The organism is Streptococcus oralis SK304, assembly GCF_000287715.1.
Classification (GTDB): domain Bacteria; phylum Bacillota; class Bacilli; order Lactobacillales; family Streptococcaceae; genus Streptococcus; species Streptococcus oralis_Y.
The window spans coordinates 22,857-46,435 of the sequence record NZ_ALJN01000016.1 but is presented as its reverse complement, the minus strand read 5'-3'; the positions used below and the strand labels follow the sequence as shown (position 1 = coordinate 46,435).

Annotated in this window: 23 protein-coding genes; 4 read left to right on the top strand and 19 right to left on the bottom strand. The window is 42.1% G+C overall.

The genetic code is table 11. The annotated features are described in order from the left end of the window. Positions 1–88 precede the first annotated feature (88 nt). The 3 genes from asnS to HMPREF1125_RS0102290 form a co-directional block, all read right to left on the bottom strand. A complete protein-coding gene (asnS, locus tag HMPREF1125_RS07135) occupies positions 89–1,432 on the bottom strand; it encodes an asparagine--tRNA ligase (protein ID WP_000167172.1) in 1,344 nt (447 codons plus the stop codon). Positions 1,433–1,584: 152 nt separating this feature from the next. Further along, entirely contained in the window at positions 1,585–2,763 is a 1,179-nt protein-coding gene (locus tag HMPREF1125_RS07130; RefSeq protein ID WP_000777442.1) for a pyridoxal phosphate-dependent aminotransferase, read from the bottom strand. 9 nt (positions 2,764–2,772) lie between these two features. Further along, positions 2,773–3,249: a DUF5590 domain-containing protein gene (locus HMPREF1125_RS0102290; RefSeq protein ID WP_025172344.1), complete on the bottom strand. Its 477-nt coding sequence runs from the start codon at positions 3,247–3,249 to the stop codon at positions 2,773–2,775. Between the two features lie 118 nt (positions 3,250–3,367). On the opposite strand from HMPREF1125_RS0102290, the gene HMPREF1125_RS07125 reads away from it, so the two are divergent. Both HMPREF1125_RS07125 and HMPREF1125_RS07120 read left to right on the top strand, forming a co-directional pair. Then, positions 3,368–3,814 (top strand): MarR family winged helix-turn-helix transcriptional regulator, encoded by a 447-nt coding sequence (locus tag HMPREF1125_RS07125; RefSeq protein ID WP_000816322.1) that lies wholly within the window; start codon positions 3,368–3,370, stop codon positions 3,812–3,814. A gap of 91 nt (positions 3,815–3,905) precedes the next feature. Further along, positions 3,906–4,454 carry an NADPH-dependent FMN reductase gene (locus tag HMPREF1125_RS07120; RefSeq protein ID WP_000039642.1) on the top strand — a complete coding sequence of 183 codons (549 nt, stop codon included), beginning with the start codon at positions 3,906–3,908 and terminating at the stop codon, positions 4,452–4,454. A gap of 31 nt (positions 4,455–4,485) precedes the next feature. Here the strand turns inward: HMPREF1125_RS07120 and yaaA are convergent, their stop codons facing one another. From yaaA to HMPREF1125_RS07100, 4 genes are all read right to left on the bottom strand, one after another. Further along, complete coding sequence (yaaA, locus tag HMPREF1125_RS07115) at positions 4,486–5,214, bottom strand: peroxide stress protein YaaA (protein ID WP_000697803.1); 729 nt, start codon at positions 5,212–5,214, stop codon at positions 4,486–4,488. Positions 5,215–5,290: 76 nt separating this feature from the next. After that, positions 5,291–6,886, bottom strand: coding sequence for a hypothetical protein (locus HMPREF1125_RS07110; RefSeq protein ID WP_000821465.1), 1,596 nt, complete (start codon positions 6,884–6,886; stop codon positions 5,291–5,293). Between the two features lie 11 nt (positions 6,887–6,897). Further along, entirely contained in the window at positions 6,898–7,308 is a 411-nt protein-coding gene (locus tag HMPREF1125_RS07105; RefSeq protein WP_000412248.1) for a peptide deformylase, read from the bottom strand. Positions 7,309–7,411: 103 nt separating this feature from the next. Further along, a complete protein-coding gene (locus HMPREF1125_RS07100) occupies positions 7,412–10,108 on the bottom strand; it encodes a cation-translocating P-type ATPase (protein WP_000032441.1) in 2,697 nt (898 codons plus the stop codon). 307 nt (positions 10,109–10,415) lie between these two features. Between HMPREF1125_RS07100 and mntE the strand changes: the two genes are divergently transcribed. Next, the gene (mntE, locus tag HMPREF1125_RS07095; RefSeq protein WP_000813905.1) at positions 10,416–11,603 is read left to right on the top strand and encodes a CDF family manganese efflux transporter MntE; all 1,188 of its coding nucleotides are present in this window, start codon (positions 10,416–10,418) and stop codon (positions 11,601–11,603) included. A 37-nt stretch (positions 11,604–11,640) separates the two neighbouring features. On the opposite strand, the gene HMPREF1125_RS07090 is transcribed toward mntE, so the two are convergent. From HMPREF1125_RS07090 to cdaA, 8 genes are all read right to left on the bottom strand, one after another. Next, positions 11,641–13,512, bottom strand: coding sequence for an ABC-F family ATP-binding cassette domain-containing protein (locus HMPREF1125_RS07090; RefSeq protein WP_001279088.1), 1,872 nt, complete (start codon positions 13,510–13,512; stop codon positions 11,641–11,643). Further along, positions 13,509–14,708 carry a CCA tRNA nucleotidyltransferase gene (locus tag HMPREF1125_RS07085; protein ID WP_080585603.1) on the bottom strand — a complete coding sequence of 400 codons (1,200 nt, stop codon included), beginning with the start codon at positions 14,706–14,708 and terminating at the stop codon, positions 13,509–13,511. The genes HMPREF1125_RS07090 and HMPREF1125_RS07085 overlap by 4 nt, the downstream gene beginning before the upstream one ends. After that, positions 14,705–15,472, bottom strand: a complete 768-nt coding sequence (dapB, locus tag HMPREF1125_RS07080) for a 4-hydroxy-tetrahydrodipicolinate reductase (RefSeq protein ID WP_000027864.1) — start codon at positions 15,470–15,472, stop codon at positions 14,705–14,707. Before dapB ends, HMPREF1125_RS07085 begins: the two co-directional genes overlap by 4 nt. A gap of 262 nt (positions 15,473–15,734) precedes the next feature. Then, on the bottom strand, positions 15,735–16,583 hold the full coding sequence (locus HMPREF1125_RS07075) for a DegV family protein (protein WP_000762157.1): 849 nt from the start codon (positions 16,581–16,583) through the stop codon (positions 15,735–15,737). A 2-nt stretch (positions 16,584–16,585) separates the two neighbouring features. Beyond that, positions 16,586–16,960, bottom strand: coding sequence for a DUF1149 family protein (locus HMPREF1125_RS07070; protein ID WP_001050095.1), 375 nt, complete (start codon positions 16,958–16,960; stop codon positions 16,586–16,588). 73 nt (positions 16,961–17,033) lie between these two features. Then, complete coding sequence (gene glmM, locus HMPREF1125_RS07065) at positions 17,034–18,386, bottom strand: phosphoglucosamine mutase (protein WP_000521460.1); 1,353 nt, start codon at positions 18,384–18,386, stop codon at positions 17,034–17,036. 28 nt (positions 18,387–18,414) lie between these two features. Beyond that, on the bottom strand, positions 18,415–19,197 hold the full coding sequence (locus HMPREF1125_RS07060; protein ID WP_001230923.1) for a YbbR-like domain-containing protein: 783 nt from the start codon (positions 19,195–19,197) through the stop codon (positions 18,415–18,417). Continuing rightward, positions 19,184–20,041 carry a diadenylate cyclase CdaA gene (cdaA, locus tag HMPREF1125_RS07055; protein ID WP_001011079.1) on the bottom strand — a complete coding sequence of 286 codons (858 nt, stop codon included), beginning with the start codon at positions 20,039–20,041 and terminating at the stop codon, positions 19,184–19,186. The genes HMPREF1125_RS07060 and cdaA overlap by 14 nt, the downstream gene beginning before the upstream one ends. A gap of 136 nt (positions 20,042–20,177) precedes the next feature. Between cdaA and HMPREF1125_RS07045 the strand changes: the two genes are divergently transcribed. After that, a complete protein-coding gene (locus HMPREF1125_RS07045; protein WP_000081031.1) occupies positions 20,178–21,146 on the top strand; it encodes an NAD(P)/FAD-dependent oxidoreductase in 969 nt (322 codons plus the stop codon). Positions 21,147–21,237: 91 nt separating this feature from the next. Here HMPREF1125_RS07045 and HMPREF1125_RS07040 read toward each other — a convergent pair whose 3' ends face one another. Genes HMPREF1125_RS07040 through HMPREF1125_RS07025 form a run of 4 tightly spaced genes read right to left on the bottom strand, consistent with a single transcriptional unit; the run spans position 21,238 to position 23,574 of the window. Further along, the gene (locus HMPREF1125_RS07040; RefSeq protein ID WP_000024398.1) at positions 21,238–21,549 is read right to left on the bottom strand and encodes a hypothetical protein; all 312 of its coding nucleotides are present in this window, start codon (positions 21,547–21,549) and stop codon (positions 21,238–21,240) included. A gap of 5 nt (positions 21,550–21,554) precedes the next feature. Then, positions 21,555–21,941, bottom strand: coding sequence for a hypothetical protein (locus HMPREF1125_RS07035; protein ID WP_000568688.1), 387 nt, complete (start codon positions 21,939–21,941; stop codon positions 21,555–21,557). Beyond that, entirely contained in the window at positions 21,938–23,182 is a 1,245-nt protein-coding gene (locus HMPREF1125_RS07030; protein WP_001234138.1) for a lipase family alpha/beta hydrolase, read from the bottom strand. The genes HMPREF1125_RS07035 and HMPREF1125_RS07030 overlap by 4 nt, the downstream gene beginning before the upstream one ends. Then, positions 23,179–23,574 (bottom strand): DUF1310 family protein, encoded by a 396-nt coding sequence (locus tag HMPREF1125_RS07025; RefSeq protein ID WP_000858120.1) that lies wholly within the window; start codon positions 23,572–23,574, stop codon positions 23,179–23,181. The genes HMPREF1125_RS07030 and HMPREF1125_RS07025 overlap by 4 nt, the downstream gene beginning before the upstream one ends. Between the last annotated feature and the right edge of the window lie 5 nt (positions 23,575–23,579).

Below are 23,579 nucleotides of genomic sequence, written 5' to 3'. Positions count from 1 at the left end.
TTATCACTTGTTAAACTGTGCTTTACATGTTCTCCACCTCTTCTTTCTTCTACTTTGAAAAAACGCCCCTAGGGCGTTTTGATTTATTTTATGGTTTGATACGGTGCAACATACGTGGGAATGGAATAGCTTCACGGATGTGTTTAGTTCCTGCTGCGAAAGTTACCATACGCTCGATACCAATCCCAAATCCACCGTGTGGAACAGTACCGTATTTACGAAGGTCAAGGTAGAATTCATACTCTGTACGGTCCATTCCAAGTTCTTCCATCTTAGCGACAAGGGCATCGTAATCTTCCTCACGCATAGAACCACCGATGATTTCTCCATAGCCTTCCGGTGCCAGCAAGTCTGCACAAAGCACGCGTTCTGGATTTCCAGGAACTGGTTTCATGTAGAAGGCCTTGATAGCTGCTGGGTAGTTCATGACAAATGTTGGCACACCAAAGTGGTTTGAAATCCAGGTTTCATGTGGTGAACCGAAGTCATCTCCATGCTCCAAATGCTCGTAGTCAGCATCTTCATCGTTTTCATGCTCTTGCAAGAGGTCAATGGCTTGATCGTAAGTGATACGTTTAAATGGCTCAGCAATGTAGCGTTTCAAAAGTTCTGTATCACGCTCCAATGTTTCCAAGGCTTGGGGAGCACGGTCCAATACACCTTGGAGCAAAGCTTTTACATAAGCTTCTTGCAAGTCAAGTGACTCATCATGTGTCAAGTAGGAGTACTCAGCATCCATCATCCAGAACTCTGTCAAGTGACGGCGTGTTTTTGATTTTTCAGCACGGAATACTGGACCAAAGTCAAAGACACGACCAAGAGCCATAGCTCCCGCTTCTAGGTAAAGCTGACCTGATTGACTCAAGTAGGCTGGCGTTCCGAAGTAATCTGTTTCAAAAAGTTCTGTAGAATCTTCTGCTGCGTTTCCTGAAAGAATTGGGCTATCAAACTTCATAAAACCGTTCTTGTCAAAGAACTCATAAGTTGCATAAATGATAGCGTTACGGATTTGCATAACAGCCACTTGCTTACGAGAACGAAGCCACAAGTGACGGTTGTCCATCAAAAAGTCTGTTCCGTGTTCTTTTGGTGTGATTGGATAATCTTGAGATTCACCGATGACTTCGATATCTGTGATATCGAGCTCATAACCAAACTTAGAACGTTCGTCTTCTTTGACAATTCCTGTCACATAAACAGACGTTTCTTGGCTCAAGTGTTTGATCGTTTCAAATTTTTCAAGACCTACCTCTTCACCAAATTTTTCAATAAAGTTTGGTTTGAAGGCGACTCCTTGGAAAAAGGCTGTTCCGTCACGCAATTGTAAGAAGGCAATTTTCCCTTTTCCTGATTTATTGGCAACCCAGGATCCGATGGTCACTTCTTGACCAACGTAGTCTTTTACTTCGATGATTGTTACACGTTTTGTCATAATCTATCTTCCTTTTTTCGTTTAACTTGTCCGAAGACGTCATTACCCACTATTTTACCATAAATAGACTGCGATAGCTAGGTTCGACTAGAGAAAATTCGCGAGATTTTCGTTACAAAAAATCTTCGCCAAAAAGGCGAAGACTTTGAGTTTTAGTTTTCCATAAATTGATGCAAACGGCGAATAGCTTCTTTCAAGGTATCCAAGTCAGTTGCATAACTGAGACGAACATTTTCTGGTGCTCCAAATCCAGCTCCTGTAATCAAGGCAAGACCGACTTCTTCGAGAATAGCCGTTGTAAACTCTGTCACATCGGTATAACCCTTCATCTCCATCGCTTTTTTAACATTTGGGAAAAGATAGAAGGCTCCTTGGGGCTTGACAACTTCAAATCCTGGCACTTGGCACAAGAGAGGATAAATGGTATTCAAACGTTCCTCAAATGCTTGGCGCATGGTTTCGACAGAGTCCTGAGGTCCAGTTAGGGCTTCAATGGTAGCATATTGTGATACGGCAGTCAAGTTAGAAGTTGTTTGTCCTGTCAATTTGCTCATAGCAGCGATAATTTCAGGATTTCCCACCGCATAACCTACCCGCCAACCAGTCATGGCATAGGCCTTAGATACACCGTTAATCACGATGGTTTGCTTGCGAATGGCTTCTGACAGACTAGAGATTGGAACAAATTCATTTCCGTTATAGACCAGACGTCCGTAGATATCATCTGCTAGGATGAGGACATCATGTTCAACTGCCCAATTTCCGATAGCCATCAATTCCTCACGAGTGTAAATCATACCGGTCGGATTCGATGGCGAATTGAGAACCAAGACCTTGGTCTTATCTGTTCGGGCCGCTTCTAGCTGCTCGACTGTCACCTTAAAGTGATTGTCTTCCTTGGCTTGGACAAAGACTGGCACACCTTCTGCCATCTTGACTTGGTCTCCATAACTGACCCAGTATGGTGTAGGGATGATGACCTCATCACCTGGATTGACCACGGCCATAAAGAAGGTGTAGAGAGAAAACTTGGCACCAGTGGCAAAGGTAACCTCATTGGCTGCTACAGAATAGCCATAATAGCGTTCAAAGTAGGTATTAACCGCAGCCTTTAAGTCTGGCAAACCTGAAGCAACTGTATAGAAGGAAGCACGTCCATCACGAATCGCTTCTACCGCTGCATCCTGAATGTTTTCAGGAGTATGAAAATCTGGCTGTCCCAAGGTTAAGAAAAGAACATCTTTTCCTTGAGCTTTTAACGCTTTGGCTCTCGCATCACTGGCTAGAGTGACACTCTCTTCCATTTCTAGTACACGCTTGGATAGTTTCATATGCCCTCCTTATTGGATCACTGCTCCAGTTTCAAAATCTATCAGATAGTAGTGGTTTCCTGACTTAACTTCCCAAATCGGCTTGTCCTGATAGCGACCAAAGGTGACTTTGTCAATATCGCTAGCTCCTTTTTCCCTCGAAATCGTCGCTGCCTTGTCTTGAGAAATCCCCTTATCTAGCTGATAAACGTAAATCTTGTGGTCATTCTTTTCAATCAGTACGGCAATGGCCTCTTGCTTTTTATTATGCCCCAGAAGGCTGTAATAAGCTTCCGAACCATTAAAAAAATCAACCTGATCTGCCTTCTCCAATTCTGCATACTGCTTGGCCAGTTTTTCTCCTTCAACCCTAGCATCTTGATAGGGTTTCATGCTGAGTGATATCAGATAAAGGAACGAAGTCGTCATGACTAGCAGTACCAGAGAAATGCCGATTCCATATTGTATAAGTAGCTTGTTTTTTGCTTTTTTCTGTCTTAGTTTCACTTGTCTATTTTACCATCTCTCCTCCTTTATTACAAGTGATGACAGAAACATTCTGAGAATCATTTCCTATAAAATATAAGTTCTTGTTTTTCTCTCTCATTATTGATAAAATATCCTTATGAAACAGTATTTAAAAGAGCAAATTTCCGATAATCAATTAGACTTAAAAACGGCTATCGTCCTCAATAAGGCCATACGAACTTTTAAACCCTATGAAGCCAAGGCAGCTAAAGAACACGGATTAACACCAACTCAATTTTCTGTTCTGGAAACTCTCTATAGCAAGGGAGAACTGCGCATTCAGGATTTGATTGAAAAAATGTTGGCCACTTCTGGAAACATGACTGTTGTTATTCGAAATATGGTTCGAGATGGATGGATTTCTAGAACCTGTGATCCCAAGGATCGCCGTTCCTTTTTCCTGAAATTAACACCTGCAGGCCGCAGAAAAATTGAAGAGGTTCTTCCTGATCATATTAACTCTGTTGTAGATGCTTTTAGTATCTTGGAAGATGGAGAAAAGGAAGACTTAATCCGCATTTTAAAAAAATTTAAAAATTTGTGAGCAAAATTGTTGCTAATTAGTATCACTTGTTGTAACATAGATGGTAACAAAAGGGTTCGCTCTTTGAATTTTAAACTAAAGGAGACACATCATGTCTAAAAAAGTACTATTTATCGTCGGTTCACTTCGCCAAGGTTCTTTCAACCACCAAATGGCCCTCGAAGCTGAAAAAGCACTTGCCGGAAAAGCGGAAGTCAGCTATCTTGATTACTCAACTGTTCCTCTCTTCAGCCAAGATTTGGAAGTTCCAACTCATCCAGCTGTAGCTGCTGCTCGTGAAGCAGTCCTTGCTGCAGATGCCATCTGGATCTTCTCTCCAGTCTACAACTTCTCTATCCCTGGAACCGTGAAGAACTTACTGGACTGGCTCTCTCGTGCCCTTGACTTGTCTGATACACGTAGCGCTTCTGCCCTCCAAGACAAGTCTGTCACAGTATCATCTGTAGCCAATGCAGGTCACGATCAACTCTTCGCTATTTACAAAGATCTCTTGCCATTTATCCGTACACAAGTGGTTGGTGATTTCACTGCTGCACGTGTTAATGACTCTGCTTGGGCAGACGGAAAATTGGTGTTAGAAGAAGCAACTGCTTCATCACTTGAAAAACAAGCTGACAACCTTCTTGCAGCCATCAACTAATCCAGCAAAAACCAGCTCGAATGAGCTGGTTTTATGCTTGTTTCACAAAGACGAGTTCTAAGTCACTTGATAAATCAGTTCGGTAGTCAAAGCCTGCGAAGCGGAGCTTGCGAGCTTGTTCGACTGTTTGGACTTGCCCTTCTATCAAGGCTGTCAAAAAGGCCCCACGCGCTTTCTTTGAAATAGTTGAGTGTATTTTCAACTGACCACGCTTGTCCTCCATAAATTTGAAGGTCACCATCTTTTCTCTGATTTCCTTAGAAAATACTGTTTCAAACTCTGATGACAAGAGAGAAAATATCAAGTCCTCATCCTCTAGCGCCTCATCGTAGGCTGACTTCCAATGACTCTTTAAAGTCTTACCAGTGACTTTTAACTTCATCAAGAAGTCCAAACGGTGAGGAGCTATTGGAGATAGGGCTGGAACTACGCCATACAAAGCTGATGTAATTAAAACATGATCTTCAAGATAGGTTTGTTCAGCCTCGGTCAACTCATCTCGTTTAATATGGCGATACATGAGACCATCAAAAAGTTTCAAGGCTGGATAATTCTTAGCGCTCTGATCTTTTAGAGCTTGAATATGAGCGTACTCTTCTTCTGCTTTCTCGGCAGATACCTTATAAAAACTTTCTAATTCACTAGCTGAGTAGTGTGCCAGTGAGTCAAGGACTGCCTGACTTTCTTCCCTCAAAGGGAGCGCTTCGACAAGAGGAAGGTTTGTGTTCATTTCTTTGGCTGTTGGGATTAAAATTTTCATATTGTTAGTGTAGCATATTTTTCAATCACGACCAAGAATTTCATCTGAAAAACCTCGGTTAATACCGAGGTTTCTTTTACTTGACTTTAAAGGTCTTGAGATAGTTATCTTTTCCAACTTGACCTTCAAAGGATTGGCCATTTTCGAGGTAAGGAAGGTCGTCTGACACTGAAGCCTTGACCTTATATATCTTGCCGTCAACTTTAAAGAAGTAGACGGTGTCACCCTTGATAACAGCTGATTTAAGGTCTGAGACGATACCTTTAATGTTTTCTACCGTTTCATTATCCAGCTCTAGGTCATTTTTATTGGCATATTTGCCGAGGAGTTCATCTACCGTAGTTGCTACGATAACGTTTTGGTACTCCACGGCATCGACCAATGCATACTCCTTGACCAATCCTGCGTTGTCCTTCAAGCCCATGATATAGAGTGGTTTGTCATTGAGATTAACAAGGATAGGGAAGGTAGCCTTGTAGGCCTTCTCCTGAACGGCTCCTTCAGCTGAAGCACGGGCAGATTCTTCGGTTGCTGAAGCTAGGTTGTACTTGGTGATTTCACCAGTGCGCATGTTTTCAAGGATAAATCCTAGATTACTTTCGTCAGCATTTGCTGAAGTCACACCCGTGTAGAGATAAATGTCATTTCCGATAGAAAGATAGTTATAGCCCTCTGTCGTTTGGGTAACATTTTTCTTAGAAATCAAGGCATTCCAGAAGCCATCTTTATATTTGCCGTTGTAGTTGATTTGCTCGATGGTTTCTTCGGCTGGATATACACGATCCACCCATTCTGGCACTTCATCCAAGCTGTATTCCTTAGTTTCTCCATTGGTGGCGTCTAAGATAATAACAGATGAAGGACGAGGCACTCCTAGACCAAACTGTTTTTGATAAACGGTTGCTACATAGAAGGGATTGCCTTCATCATCCACCTCAAAGGATGGCGTTTTAAAAATCTTGGTCGGATACTTGATCCGAAGATGGCGTTTGACGTCTCGGTTAAAATACTCGGAGTCTGAATACTTCATCGGTGTTTTTAAATCTACCAATTCCGCATTTCCTGTCACCATATCAACCTTGATATACTCGCCAATCCCCTTGGACTGATTATTAAACCATTTAATCGGGTCGGCATATTCCAAAGGTGTCACCCGATAGGGCTTGCCATCAACTGTCAGCTGGGTATAAGTATCTGCTGCTACGTACTGGGAGACCTTATCCGTCAGAGACCCCAGGTAACGGTCACCAATCTTTTCTGCAGTGCTCCGATCTAGGATTGGAACCTTACTGGTATCACTCTTAGGAAAATCTTTAAAGTCTTTTTCTGTGATGGACACCACATTAGCATAATTTTTTGCTTGGAAAAAGCTAGAAGTTACTAGGCTTACCAGACCAGCAAGGGCAAAGATGAGTCCCGCGGCCAGCAACAATCCTCCACCTAGTCTATTAAAATGAATCCCTTCTAGATTGAGTTCGTTGGCAACCTTGCCATGACGTAGGTGAACTGTCTTGAGAAGATTGGTATCCTTGCGGAAGCTAAACAAAATTCCCATCACCACCAAATGTCCGCATAGGAAAAAGATAAATTCCCAACTCGTAAGATTAAGTGGTGGTAAAAAGATATACCAGGTCGTTGCGATAAAAACAAGTTCAAAGAGTATGCGTTTCATCTGAGTTCCTCCTAAATAATTCGTCCTTCCAAATGATCCAGTTCATGTTGGCAGATCTGAGCTGGAAAACCTGTCAGCGTAATGGTCTGTTCCTGCCACTTGCTATCGCGATAGGAAACCGTAATCGTTTCATAGCGAGTCGTTGACCGTACCCCAGTCAAAGACAAACAACCTTCCTCTGTCTCGTAAGGATCTTCAGAGGAAAGGAGAATGGGGTTAAACATAACTATGGGAACCAAGCCAAGATTAAAGATAATCACGCGCTTCTGCACCCCAATCATATTTGCCGCCAGACCAACACAGGTCTCGCGATTGGCTAGCAGGGTATCCTGTAAATCTCTAACCAGATAAAGGTCTTCCTGACTTGCAGCTTTCGAAACTTGCGACAGGAATAAGACATCTCGGACAATTTTCTTTTCCATTTCTTTCGCTCCTTGCCATTTTACTTTATTATAGCATAAAAGTGGATAACTCCTAACTATTCTCCTCAAATGCAAAAAAAGCCATCCGAAGATGACTTTCTTTTTAAATCGCGTTCTTATCAAAACCAAGCTTGCGTTGAACAAACTTAACGATTTCGACAATAAGTATCATTGAGAAGCTTCCGCCCATAACGATTCCCCATTGTGATAAGTCTAGTTTGGTTACGTGGAAGATGCTTTCTAATGGGTCGATAACAATAGTTGATGCTAGTAAAATAAATGAAACCAAGATTGACCAGTTGAAAGTTTTAGATTTAAATGGACCAACAGTCAAAATAGACTGGTAAACAGATTTTACATTGTAGGCATGGAAGAGCTGGATCAAACCAAGTGTTGCAAAGGCCATAGTAAGAGCATCAGCGTGGATAGCTTGATTGTCACCCACATGAACTGGGTAAAGAAGGGCAAGACCATAAACGGACAGAACAAGGGCGCCTTGAAGGAGACCTTGATAGATAATGGAACTCATGACCCCACCTGAGAAGAAGCTTGACTTGCGTCCACGTGGTTTGTGGGTCATAACACCTGGCTCAGCTGGCTCAACGCCAAGAGCGATAGCTGGGAAGGTATCCGTTACCAGGTTAATCCACAAGAGATGAACTGGCTGTAGGACATCCCAACCAAACAAGGTTGACAGGAAGATGGTTAATACTTCAGCCGTATTGGCAGAAAGAAGGTACTGAATAGTCTTTTGAATGTTTGAGAAGACCTTACGTCCTTCTTCAACTGCGACGATAATAGTCGCAAAGTTATCATCTGCAAGAATCATATCAGAAGCCCCCTTAGAAACCTCTGTACCAGTGATTCCCATACCGATACCGATATCAGCTGTTTTCAGAGCTGGCGCATCATTAACACCATCACCTGTCATGGCAACGACCTTACCTTGATTTTGCCAAGCTTTCACGATACGAACCTTGTGTTCTGGAGATACACGCGCGTAAACAGAGTATTGACCAACGACTTTTTCAAATTCTTCATCAGAAAGTTCGTTCAATTCCGCACCTGTCAGAACATGGTCCGCCGTATCTTTTTCATCAATGATTCCCAGACGTTTGGCAATGGCTTCCGCTGTGTCTTGGTGGTCACCAGTGATCATGATTGGACGGATTCCTGCTTCTTTAGCCACACGAACGGCTTCTGCTGCTTCGGCACGTTCAGGGTCAATCATCCCAATCAAACCAGTAAAGATCAAGTTGTTTTCAAGCTCTTCAGAAATGAGGTTTTCTGGAATGCTGTCTACAATCTTATAAGCACCTGCAAGGACACGCAAAGCTTGGTGAGCCATGTCAGAGTTGTTTGTATGGATTAATTCAGTGACTTTCTCATCGATCGGAGCGACATCACCAGCTTTATCACGAGCAACACAACGTTTCAAAAGTTGATCTGGAGCCCCTTTGACTGCTACGAGGAATTTACCATCTGGCAATGGATGAACCGTTGACATGAGTTTACGATCTGAGTCAAACGGCAATTCAGCTACACGAGGATATTTCTCTAAAAATCCTTTAACATCATAGCCCTTGTCCAAGGCATACTGGATGAAGGCTGTTTCGGTTGGGTCACCAATCAGGTTTCCCTCAGCATCAATCTTGGTATCATTAGCCAATACAACTGAACGAAGTAGTGGCATGTCCAAGCCAAGTTCAATGTCATCAGCAGAATCATGTAGGACTGCATCGTAGAAGACTTTTTCGACTGTCATCTTGTTCATAGTAAGCGTACCAGTCTTATCAGAAGCGATGATCTCAGTCGAACCAAGCGTTTCAACTGCTGGCAACTTACGAACGATAGAGTTTCGTTTTGCCAAAACTTGAGTACCAAGGGCAAGAACAATGGTCACGATAGCAGGAAGTCCTTCTGGGATGGCTGCAACAGCAAGCGCAACAGAGGTCATCAACTCACCAAGTGGATCTTTGCCTTGGATGAAGACTCCCACTACAAAAGTAACAAGGGCAATGACCAAAATTGCATAGGTCAAGACCTTAGAAAGGTTGTTCAAGTTTTGTTTAAGAGGTGTATCCGTCTCATCAGCATCTTGGAGCATGCCAGCGATATGACCTACTTCAGTATACATACCTGTATTGACAACAACACCAAGACCACGACCATAAGTCACGTTTGAGTTTTGGAAGGCCATGTTGACACGGTCACCAATACCAGCATCTGCAGCGAGTTCTACGGTCAAATCTTTTTCAACTGGCACAGACTCACCTGTTAGAGCTGCTTCTTCAATTTTAAGAGAATTGGCTTCTAGCAAACGTAGGTCTGCTGGTACTACATCGCCAGCTTCAAGGGCAACGATATCTCCTGGCACCAATTCTTTGGAATCAATCTCTGCCATGTGCCCATCACGAATAACGCGAGCAGCTGGACTGGACATAGACTTGAGGGCCTTGATAGCTTCTTCTGCTTTTCCTTCTTGGTAAACACCAAAGGCAGCGTTGATGATAACCACGGCTAGGATAATGATGGCATCTGCGATATCTTCCCCACCAGAAGTTATGACTGATAAGATAGCTGCAGCAATTAGGATGATAATCATCAAATCCTTAAACTGTTCAATGAATTTAACCAAGAGAGATTTTTTCTCACCCTCTTCCAGTTCATTGCGTCCATATTCAGCTAGGCGTTTTTGCACTTCGCTTGACGAAAGGCCTTGCTCAGTTGCTTCAACTGACTTCAAGACCTCTTCAGGACTTTGAGTATAAAACGCTTGGCGTTTTTGTTCTTTTGACATGCGTCTCCTCCTTGACATTGTGTGCAAAACAAGTTCTCTTTTTGTTTTATGACAAACAAAAAGAGACTTGTTAATCATAACAAGTCTCGCTGTTTAAGATAGGGCCGGAAGGTATACTTTGCAGTACACAATTCGGAATGACGACACTATCACAGGTTTCTGCCAGCTACTCCCTTGAGTAGTACTATTATATCAAAATTTGAAAAGTTTTCAATCATTAAAATTCGATGAAGGTGGACTAAATTTGAATTTTCCCGCAAAAACCAGTATAATGAAAGAATATTACTTATACTGAAAAGGAAGTTTGATGAAACAATCAATCTCAAATCTCAAGTTAGCTGAGCGTGGTGCCATTATCAGTATCTCGACCTACTTATTCTTGTCTGCGGCAAAATTAGCAACTGGTCATCTACTTCATTCATCCAGTTTGGTAGCGGATGGTTTCAATAACGTATCCGATATTATCGGAAATGTTGCTCTTCTGATTGGCATTCGGATGGCTCGCCAGCCTGCAGACCGTGACCACCGCTTTGGACACTGGAAGATTGAAGATTTAGCTAGTTTGATCACTTCCATCATCATGTTCTACGTTGGCTTTGATGTGCTTCGGGATACCATTCAGAAAATTCTCAGTCGGGAACAAACGATTATCGATCCTCTGGGAGCATTTCTAGGAATCATTTCTGCAGCGGTTATGTTTGTCGTTTATCTCTATAACACACGCCTCAGTAAGAAATCCAAATCCAAAGCTCTAAAGGCAGCAGCTAAAGATAATCTTTCCGATGCAGTCACCTCGCTTGGTACTTCCATTGCTATCCTAGCCAGCAGTTTTAATTATCCGATTGTGGATAAATTAGTCGCTATCATCATCACTTTCTTTATCTTAAAGACAGCCTATGATATCTTTATCGAATCGTCCTTCAGTCTTTCAGATGGTTTTGATGATCAGCTACTAGAAGACTACCAAAAGGCCATAATGGAAATTCCAAAGATTAGTAAGGTCAAGTCCCAAAGAGGGCGTACCTATGGTAGCAATATCTACCTTGATATCACGCTGGAGATGAATCCTGATTTATCAGTCTATGAAAGTCACGAAATTGCAGACCAGGTCGAATCCATGCTAGAAGAGCGTTTTGGAGTATTTGACACCGATGTCCATATCGAACCTGCTCCTATACCTGAAGATGAAATTTTAGACAATGTCTACAAAAAACTACTCATGCGCGAGCAATTGATTGACCAAGGAAACCAACTAGAAGAACTCCTTGCTGAGGACTTTATCTATATCCGTCAAGATGGAGAGCAGATGGATAAAGAGGCCTATAAGGCTGAAAAAGAACTTAAAGCTGCAATTAAGGACATTCAGATTACCTCCATTAGTCAGAAAACCAAGCTCATTTGCTATAAGCTAGATGGCATCGTCCACACCAGTATCTGGCGTCGCCATGAGACTTGGCAAAATATCTTTCATCAAGAGACTAAAAAAGAAGAATAGAAAAATCCTGTCGTAATAACAGGATTTTTCTATTCACCTAACTATCAAAGTCACTTAGGTATTCATAGCGTTCGTATTTTTCAAGGAGTTCTTCGTTTTTCTCGTCTAGCTCTTTCTGAAGCGTCGCCAGTTTGCCAAAGTCAGAGCCATTTGCCTGCATCTCTTCTTCAATAGCAGCGATACGATTTTCCAAGGCTTCAATATCCCCTTCAATGCTTGCCCACTCCTGCTTTTCTTGGTAGGTCATGCGTTTCTTGTCTTCACGGACTTTGACTACTTTTTCCTTTTCAGCCTTTTGAACTTGATTGACCATCTCTGTTTCAAAGGCTTTTTCATCAAGGTAGTCAGTGTAATGACCAAAGAAGGGACGAATCTTGCCATCCTCAAAGGCGAGAATCTTAGTCGCTACCTTATCCAGGAAATAACGGTCGTGGCTAACTGTCAAGACAGGGCCTGCAAAGCTCTGCAAGAAATTCTCCAAAACTGTCAAAGTTGCAATGTCCAAGTCATTTGTCGGCTCATCCAATAGAAGAACATTTGGTTTTTCCAAGAGCAATTTGAGAAGATAGAGGCGTTTTTTCTCGCCACCAGACAATTTCTCAATCAAGGTTCCATGCGTCGAACGCGGAAAGAGGAACTGCTCCAGCAACTCAGCGATGGAAGTCGTGGAACCACCACTAGTCTTAACCTCCTCTGCCACTTCCTGCAGGTAATTGATAACGCGCTTGCTTTCATCCAGGCCATCAATTTGTTGAGAGAAATAGGCGATACGAATGGTTTCCCCTCTCACAACTTGCCCTGCTGTCGGCTCAAGACTTCCTGCGATGAGGTTAAGCAGGGTTGACTTCCCAACACCGTTGTCCCCAACGATACCGATACGGTCTTTAGCTTGCACCAAAAGGTTAAAATCTTGCAAAATAGGCTTGTTCTCATAGGCGAAGGAAACATTCTGAAACTCGATAACTTTTTTCCCAATCCGACTGGTTTCAAAGTTCATGGTCAAGTCTGCCTCAGCAACGCCGCCTGAAACTTCTTTTTTCAAGTCATGGAAACGATTGATACGAGCCTGCTGCTTGGTCGCACGCGCTTGCGGTTGTCTGCGCATCCAGGCTAATTCTTGCTTATAGAGTTGTTCTTTTTTGTGGAGCATAGCTGCGTCACGCTCATCCTGCTCTGCTTTGAGGCGAACATAGTCCTGATAATTTCCCTGATATTCCGTCAAACTAGCTTGGCCCAACTCGAAAATCCGCGTTGACAGTGCATCTAGGAAATAGCGATCATGTGTGATAAAGAGAACGGTCTTCTTGGAATTTTTCAAAAAGAGGGTCAGCCACTCAATAGTCGCAATATCTAAGTGGTTGGTTGGCTCATCCAGTAGCAAGAGATCGTGGTCTCCAAGAAGAACTTGCGCCAACTGAACCCGTCTTCTCAGACCACCTGACAATTCACCAACTGGAGTCGACAAGTCCTGAATACCCAACTTGCTGAGAACCGTCTTGACCTGACTCTCGATTTCCCAAGCTTGGAGAGAGTCCATCTCTGCCATGACCCGTTCCAAACGAGCCTGCTTGTCCTCGCTGTAGTTGAGCATGATCAACTCATACTCACGAATCAGCTGAATTTCCTTGAAGTCGCTGGAAAGAACCGTATCCAAGACCGTCTGGCTATCATCAAAGTCTGGATTCTGGGTCAAGTAACCAATCTTATAATCATTCTTAGCTGAAAAGGGGCTAACGTCCCCATCAAAGCCAGAAGTGCCAGAAAGGACGTCCAAAAGGGTTGTCTTACCCGTTCCATTAACACCAATCAGACCAATTCTATCCAAATCATGGATAATAAAGGAAATATCCTTAAAAACGGTCTTGTCTCCGACGGATTTGCTTAGTTTTTCAACGATAAAATCACTCATTCTTTCTCCCTCAGGTAAGCATGGATGGCTTGACGATCATTTTCCAACTCTCCATCGACAATGGCATACTCAATCTCTGTTAAAATTTCTCCCAAGTCTGGACCTGGCTGATAGCCATATTCTTTGATCAGAATACCACCGTTGATTTGCATCTCTTTCTTATCATGAATGGTCAAACTATGGTAAGTTTCTTTGATGGCTTGTGGGTTGACTTCTTTCCCTTGAGCCTGACGAAGACTTTCAGCTTGTAGAAGGGAATCCAAGTCAAAGCGGTAACAATCGCGCTTGCTCAGCTCTCCTTCTTCTCGCAAAGCCAAAATAGTCAGCAAATCCTGTACTTGATTGGCAAACTGGCGTGAGGTTTTCCAAGCTTTCAAAAATGGCTGTGCATCTTTAATCTCCAAAGCCCACAACAGAGCTGCCCAGGCTTGTTCAGAAGATTCAAAAGTGAAATCAGTCTCCAAAACAAACAGTCTGTTGAGCCTGTCTTGGCTTCCTCCCATATCTGGAAGATAGTCATAAGCTTGACTCTCAATCATGGAAGACAAGCCAACACGCCAGAAAGGTGCAAGCAAGAGTTTATCAAACTCAACGAAGGTTCGCTCCACAGAAATTTTCTCCAAGAGTGGTGTCAAAGTCTTCATCGCCACAAAAGTTTCTGGCTCAAGTTTAAAACCAAGACTGGCCTGAAAACGGAAACCACGCATAATACGTAGAGCATCTTCATTGAAACGTTCACTAGCCACTCCAACTGCTCGCAAGACTTGGTTTTTCAAATCTTCTAAACCATGGAACAAATCAATGATTTCGCCTGTTTCATCCAAGGCAAAAGCATTAACTGTAAAATCACGACGCTTGAGGTCCTCTTCTAGCGAACGCACAAAGGAAACCGCACTGGGTCTACGATAGTCCACATAGACATCCTCTGTTCGAAAGGTTGTTACCTCATACTCCTCGTCCCCATCTAGGACCAAGACCGTTCCGTGCTCGATTCCGATATCGGCTGTTCGCGGAAAAATCTGCTTGGTTTCTTCTGGATAAGAAGATGTCGCAATATCCACATCATGGATAGGGCGATTGAGAAGGGCATCTCGAACAGAACCCCCAACAAAATAGGCCTCAAAACCTGCTTCTTTAATTTTTTCTAATACTGGTAAAGCCTTCTGAAATTCAGAAGGCATTTGCGTTAATCTCATAATAAGTGTTCTAATCCATAGACAAGCTCATGACGCTTGACAACTTCTTTGATTCCCAAATTGACCCCTGTCATGAAGGAGCTGCGATCATAGGAGTCATGACGAAGGGTCAATCCTTCCCCCTGATTGCCAAAGATGACTTCCTGATGGGCTACCAAGCCTGGTAGACGGACTGAGTGTATGCGCATGCCATCAAAGTTAGCACCACGAGCACCTGCAATCAATTCTTCCTCATCAGGCGCACCTTGCTGAATAGACTCTCGAACTTCCGCCATTAACTCGGCAGTTTTGATAGCTGTTCCACTCGGAGCATCCTTTTTCTTGTCATGATGGAGCTCGATAATCTCCACATTTGGGAAATATTTGGCAGCCTGCGCTACAAATTGCATCAGCAAGACAGCTCCCAAGGCAAAGTTAGGGGCAATCAAGCCACCCAAATCTTGTTCACGGGAAAATGCTTTGAGTTCTGCAATTTCTTCACTGGTGAATCCTGTTGTTCCTACGACTGGAGCAAAGCCATTTTCAAGAGCAAAGCGTGTATTTTCGTAAGCAACGGCTGGTGTAGTAAAATCTACCCAGACATCTGCTTCAAAACCAGCCAAGTCAACCTTATCATTGAAGACAGGAATTCCCTGCCACTCTGACGCAGACTCAAACGGATCCAAAACCGCTACTAGGTCCAGATCTGGATCAGCCAAGACCATCTGACAAGCAGCTTGGCCCATCTTTCCCTTAAACCCGGCAATAATTACTCGAATACTCATCTCTACTCCTGTCTAAGATACAAAACCTGTAAGAACATAAAGTGAAAATAGGAGTTCTGATCAAGGAGTGTCTACTCCTTGGAAGAACTATCTTTTTCACACAGGGTTCTAGGCATGTTCAATTATCAAGATACAAAGGGCGTTAGTTGCCCATGAAAAATGGGGAATGACGCTGACTTTCCACGAAAGGCAAGACAGGCATCTTTTTCAAGAGGCAATAGTCCGTGTTCAATTACTAAGATATAAAGCTTGTAAGAACAATCTAGACGATTGGTGTATAGCTCAATGCGATACTACCTTCTCCAAGGTGGGTTCCAATGACACTACCAAAGGTTGCAATTGGAATCTCAGAAGTCACACCACTCTCCATCAAAAGCTGACGTAAGTCCGCTGCCTTTTGAGGAGCATTGCCATGTATGACTGTGATACGGTAATTCCCATCTTTTGTCAACTCTTTGATGATTTCCACCAAACGTTTGATTGCCTTCTTTTCTGTACGAACTTTTTCGTAAACTTCAATCACACCCTGGTCATTGAAGTAAAGAATAGGCTTGATACTAAGGAGATTCCCTAGGATGGCTGCCCCATTTGACAGACGTCCCCCCTTAACCAAGTGGTCGAGGTCATCTACTATGATAAAGGCTGAATTATCAGCAATTTGAAGAGCTAATTTCTCCTGAATCTGAGCAAAATCATCGCCCTGTTCTGCCCATTCAAAGGCACTCTCTACCATAAATCCTAGAGGGGAGCTTGTGATATGGGTATCAGGAAAGGCAATGGTCAAACCTTCATACTCGTCTAACATATATTGGATATTCTGATAAAAACCTGAAATCCCTGACGAAAGAAAGAGTCCCAAGACATGGCTATAGCCCTCTTCTTTCAAGGAACTTAGAATCTCATCCAATTTGGCAATACTTGGTTGACTGGTTTTAGGCAATTCTGCAGACTGAGCCATTTTTTGATAAAATTCCTCAGCAGTCAGATTGACACCTTCAACATACTCCTCCCCATCAATATTGACAGGAATATCCAAGATAAATAGATTCTCTCTTTGCAGCGTCTTCTCCTCTAAATAGGCTGAAGAATCTGTAATGACAGCTAATTTCATGACTAAAACTCCAAATTGATCCCTGGAAGATCCAAGGCGATTTCTGTTACTTCATACGTCAAACGGTTGAGCATGTTCAAGCATGGACGTGCCAAGGTTTCAACTTCTTCTTGGTTAAATTCACTTGGTTCGTTAACAATACGACCTTCCACATGGTTAACTTGAGAAATCGTTCCACTGATAACAAATTTGTCAAAGACAATCATAAAGCTCAAGATAACAACTAGCGAGGTTACTTGGTTTTCTTGGTCGTATTGGAGCAACTGGAAATTCACGTCTACCTTAGTTTCAGGAGCCCCATTTTCATTTTCCCATTCAAAGTTACGAGCATCAAAGTGATACTGGCTAACAAATTCTTGTTCTCGTTTAAGATTCATTTCTCTCTCCCATTGCTACAATTTACTATGCAATTGTACCACATTTTTATCATTTCATCTAGTTTTCTAGGCTTTAGTCAATACCGATCTCATCTTTAACAACAGTAGCAATCGTATCTACATAGTAATTGACTTCTTCTATTGTAGGTGCCTCTGCCATAACTCGCAAGAGAGGTTCGGTACCACTTGGGCGGACAAGGATACGGCCGTTCCCTGCCATCTCTTCTTCCATCTTTTCGATGATTGTCTTGATGGCTGGTACTTCCATGGCCTTTTCTTTCATGGAATTTTCCACTCGGATATTGACCAGTTTTTGTGGGTAAATCGTCACTTCTGATGCTAGTTGAGACAAGGTTTTACCGGTTTCCCGTATAACTTTTGTTAATTGAACGGCAGTTAACTGTCCATCACCTGTCGTATTGTAATCCATCAAGATAACGTGACCAGACTGTTCACCACCAAGGTTATAGCCTGATTTTCTCATTTCTTCGACGACATAGCGGTCACCAACTGCAGTGACAACCTTGTTGATACCTTCACGGTCCAAAGCCTTGTGGAAGCCGAGATTAGACATAACGGTTGTCACGATGGTGTTTTGAGCTAACTGGCCTTTTTCAGAAAGGTATTTCCCGATGATGTACATGATCTTATCACCATCAACAATGTCGCCATTTTCATCAACAGCAATCAAACGGTCACTGTCTCCGTCAAAAGCCAAACCGATAGCTGATTGGCTTTCTTTGACTACTTCTTGAAGAGCTTCTGGGTGAGTTGAACCAACATTCAAGTTGATATTAAGACCATCTGGTGTCTCACCGATAACTGTCAACTGAGCACCAAGATCAGCGAAAATCTGGCGAGCACTTGTAGACGCTGCACCGTTCGCTGTGTCCAAAGTCACTTTCATTCCCTCAAGAGGCGTTCCAGTTGAAACAAGGTAGCCTTCATACTTACGCAAACCTTCTGGATAGTCCACCAAGGTTCCTAAACCTTCTGCACTTGGACGAGGAAGAGTATCTTCGGTAGCATCTAGCAGGGCTTCGATTTCAGCTTCTTTTTCATCATCAAGTTTGAAACCATCCCCACCAAAGAACTTAATTCCATTATCAAGGGCTGGGTTGTGGCTAGCGGAAATCATGACACCTGCACTGGCTCCCTCGGTTTTGACTAAGTAAGCTACTGCTGGTGTTGCAAGGACACCAAGTTTGTAGACGTGAATCCCTACAGAGAGAAGACCTGCCACCAAGGCTGATTCTAACATTTCTCCTGAGATACGTGTATCACGTCCTACAAAGACTTTAGGGGCTTCTGTTTCGTGTTGGCTAAGAACATATCCACCAAAACGTCCCAGTTTAAAGGCCAATTCTGGTGTCAGTTCTACGTTTGCTTCTCCACGGACTCCATCGGTCCCAAAATATTTACCCATTTTATTTATCATCCTTTTCTATTATTTATTATTGTTTAGACGAATCTGATTTTGTTTCTGAACTCGTTGAAGACGAACTGCCTTCTGAGGAACTTGTTGACGAGTTACTTGAACTAGACGTTGCTGTTTTTGTTGTAATTTTCATAGTTGTGTCAAACGGCATAATGACGCTTGGTAAGACATTTCCATTTTTATCGACTGCTTGTAGAGGAACAGAGGACGAGTAGTTTCTAGTTATCCGTTCACTCGTCGGTAAGATGGCAATGACACGATCTACTTTGGAGAGGGTTTCCTCATCACTAATAACCGTTACTTTTTCATCTGATACAGTAACTGTATCGATTTTCACGCGAGAATCAATCTGACTAGGGTCAATCTCCGGCACAACAATGACATTGTCTCGTTTTGCTTTTTTACCGACCTTGACTGTTATCTTTTGCGGAGTTGCAACAGCCGTCAACCCACTCGGTAAATTTTCAATGGTTAGAGGAACTTCGATGGTTCCTACACTGGCATCAGAAAGATCAGCCGTCACCTTAAATTTGCGGGTACTTTCCTGCATCTCACTCGCCAAAGCAACTCTGTTTGACCCTGTTAGAAAGACCGTCACCTCAGATGTAAAACCACTGATAAAATACTGATCGCTGTCATACTGAATATCAATTGGGACATTAAGAACTGTGTTTGTATAAGTCTCCGTCCGCACCTGTCTGGCACTGTTGCTATTCTGATAGTTTGTCAATGTTGCATAGATAAAGAGAATGCAGGCGAAAAAGAAGGAAGAAATGATGTATAGACTATTTTTTCTCATGTTTCAATCCTCCTAGCAAGCGCTCTTTCAGACCTTGCTTTTTCTCTGATGTTGGAAGTAAGATTCTTCTCAATTCAGCTTCAAACTCTTCCAAGGTCAAATCATGCTTAAAGACTCCATTATAGGTGATGGAGATTCCGCCTGTTTCCTCCGAAACCACAAAGGTAAGAGCATCTGATACTTCCGACAAACCAATCGCCGCCCTGTGACGCGTTCCAAACTCCTTGGAAATCCCAGTATCTTCAGTCAGGGGTAGATAGGCTGAAGTTACGGCAATCCGGTCTTCCTTGATAATGACAGCACCATCATGCAAGGGAGTATTGGGAATGAAAATATTGATAAGCAATTCAGCCGAAATTTTAGCATCTAAAGGGATCCCTGTCGAGATGTATTCCTGCAAGGTTCTCACTCTCTGAACTACTACAAGCGCCCCAATCTTACGAGGACTCATGTATTCAACTGATTTCACAAATGCACGAACCATTTGCTCTTCCGCACTGACTGGGGCATTGGAGAAGAAATCAGTAGCCCGGCCCAATCGCTCCAAACCAGTTCGAATCTCTGGTGAAAAGATAACCACCGCTGCAATCACCCCGTAGGTGATGATCTGATTGATCAACCAGGAAATAGTCGTTAAACCAATCATATTGGAAAGAATCTGGGCTAGAATAAAAACTAAGACTCCACGGACCAATATCATAATCTTGGTGCCTGCAATAGCTTTAGTAAAATGATATAAAATATAAGTCACAATGAGAATATCAATCAGATTGGTGACTATACTCCAAGGACTTGAAAACAAACTCGTCCAGTATTGTAAATTGGATAATTGTTGAAAATTCATCCTTGGCCTCCTCCCTGTCAAAACACTTTACTTATCATTATACCATTTTTTGCCCATTTTTTCCCTGTCCTACCTCATTTTAAATTAAGCAAAAATATGATAAAATAAACTGACTAGAAAAAACAAAGGAGAAATCATGTCTCAACTCTATGATATTACCATTGTAGGTGGCGGTCCTGTCGGGCTCTTTGCTGCCTTTTACGCCCACCTACGCCAAGCCAAAGTCCAAATCATCGACTCTCTTCCCCAGCTCGGTGGTCAACCAGCCATCCTCTACCCTGAAAAGCAAATCCTTGATGTGCCAGGTTTTCCAAACTTAACCGGAGAAGAGTTGACCAATCGCTTGATTGAACAGCTAAACGGATTTGAAACACCTGTTCACCTCAACGAAACCGTTCTTGAAATTGAGAAACAAGATCAAGGATTTACCATCACAACCAACAAAGGTAGCCACCTGACTAAAACAGTTATCATTGCCATGGGTGGTGGTGCCTTCAAACCACGTCCGCTCGAATTGGAAAACGTTGAAGACTATGAAAATATCCACTACCACGTTTCCAATATCCAACAATACGCTGGCAAGAAAGTAACCATCCTTGGTGGGGGAGACTCAGCTGTGGACTGGGCTCTAGCTTTTGAAAAGATTGCCCCAACTACTCTCGTTCACCGCAGAGATAATTTCCGCGCCTTGGAACATAGTGTGCAAGCCCTGCAAGAATCATCTGTAACCATCAAGACACCGTTCGTTCCTAGCCAACTTATCGGAGATGGAAAAACACTCGACAAACTAGAAATCAGCAAAGTCAAATCAGATGAAGCCGAAACTATCGAAGTAGACCATCTCTTTGTCAACTATGGTTTTAAATCATCTGTCGGCAATCTTAAAAATTGGGGTCTAGACCTCAACCGTCACAAGATTATCGTCAACAGCAAGCAAGAATCCAGCCAAGAGGGTATCTATGCCATTGGGGACTGCTGCTACTATGAAGGTAAGATTGATTTAATCGCTACAGGACTGGGTGAAGCTCCAACTGCTATTAACAATGCCATCAATTACATCGACCCTGACCAAAAAGTGCAACCAAAACACTCAACAAGTTTATAAGAAAAGAACCACGGATTGAACAATCCGTGGTTTTATAGTTCATCTGCTATAAAAAGCAACTTACTGGAGTTTTACTTTAAAAAGCAAAAGTCTACTTTGTACCATTTAAAGCTTTTGGATATTCTTTACTTTTCGTTTCTATAGTTTCAACTACTTTTGTAGAAAATTCTCCCTTCATCGAACTATCAATGTTTTTCGAAACTTCTTTCAAACTTTCTTGAGCACTTAATAGAGAAATCTTCATATATTTTTCTGTATCTTTTTCTATAGTGGAAATACGAGCTTTTTTTGCTGGAGCCAAGATGTTTTTTATAAATGATCGTTCCAGCTCTTTTTCTATATTTCTTAGAGCTTCCTCTCCCCCTGCGAAAAAATCATTAATGTAATCAAATACATTCGCCATGGTCCTTAACCTCGTTCTTCTAAGCGTCTTTTTTGCTCCTGAGCTCTGGCAAGCTCATCTTCTAAGAGACGATGTTGACGCTTGTAATCCTGTTCGAGCTTCAATTCTTCTTGTTCGAGTTGTCCTTGTCTATTTCTATACGCCATCTCGATTTGCTGACTAAAGTTGGATGCTAGTCGATTGGATTGATAACGCCATTCAGTTGTGTCTCCGCCTAGTTGGTCTAAGGAATGAGAAATAATTTGATGCTTTTCTTCAATCATATGACGCAACTGTTGAAACTTATAGTTTGCTTCTTCGTACTGATCTTCGATTTTTTTGAAAGAACGTCGATAGTCATCCTCACATTCTTCAATACGCTGCCGCTTTTTCCTAATTTCATCCTCTATCATATCAAACTCTCCCATTGCTTAAATTCATTAGCCAATTCTTCATCTTCATCTAATTTTTTCTGAATACCGTCTTTGATTTGCTTTTCTAAATCTGTAAAATCTTTCTCTAATTGTTTCGCAGTATCAAGAACTGGAGTAAACCTCTTTTGAATGACACCAACAGTTGTTTCATAAGTCACTCCTCCATCAGAATAGGCAACCTCTGTTTCGTACGGACTTAGGATAAAACCCCAAGGAATATTACTGCAAGATACAAGCACTTCACTCGCATCTTGAACACCTTCATTATATATTTTTTTGAGAACATCTAGTTCTTCTGTTACAATATGGCAAATACCTGACGCCGTAAGCTTAGCTTGTTCAGAGTCTAGAAAGATTCGCTCATCAGATGTAAAACCATCAGAAGATAGACTCTTCTTAAGCCTTTTGAAACTCTCCATTTTAATCAGAAAGCTATTATATGCGACTGTACTGGTATTGGAGAGAATTTTTATTTTCCCATCCTTATCCAAGCGATAACCATAGGTCATATGCTGATTTACAAAATCTTCTTGTTCACTATCTACATAATAAACCATACCTACAGAACCGATACTACCCTTGGCGGGATCTCTACCAACCATGCTAATCTTATCTTTAGGGTCAGCATAGTTGTAGATACGTCCTTTAATCTGATCGACAATTTTTCTCTGTTCAGGGCTAAGGATTCGGTAGACATCAGGGCCGTTGTAAATATAAGCCTGTTGGATTCGCTCAATTTGGGCCGCGTCTAGGTCAGCCATAGCATACTGAGCATCCATAGATCCAAGAGAATGCCCATAGATGTTAATCTTGGCATTTGGATATTTTTCCATGACATCTTTTAAAGCTCTGGCAGAAGCCTTTAGCTGCTCGGTAGAATTGTCTCGGTCGCTGGGATTGCTTTGCATTACAATTCTCTTGGCTATAACTGCATCATTTTCAGCCCAGTCATTCCAGACATCTGCTGTTTCTTTCAAAAAATGATCTGGGCCCGTAGAACCACGAAAAAGGACCGTTACTTCTTGTACATCCTCAGCTTTTTCATCAGGATTTTTTACAACTGCATAAACCTGCTCGCCCGCTCCTGTGGTATTGTCGTAGACTTGGGTGACAGTCCCAACGCTTCTATCATATTGGTCCTTAACCTCACGATTAATTGAGTTATCGTTATATTCAGTCATTGCAATCTGAAGATTTGAATCATCGACATATTTTCTCATTTTTTAGATTCCTTTAACATAGATGATAATTTAGGTGATACAGTATATCCATAAGATTCATAATTCCCTGAATTATCTTTTATTAAGCCAAAGTGAAAATCTAATTCCTTATCATTATTAAAATATATCCTTACCATTAGTCCTCCCATTGGATTATACTCTAAAGTTTCTGTATCAATATCATATGATTTAATGATTCCATCTTCTGTTAATGCTTTAGGATCATTTGCCCTCATATGATTTTCATAAACCTTCTTTGCCTCATCGCTTGTCGCGATGGCAATCATTTCTTGTTTCTTTTGGTATTGGTGCATGCTACAACCTCCTATTGTGATTCCAATTACTGCTAAAATACTGAATAAAATAATCATACTTTTTTTAGATGTTTTCATATTTC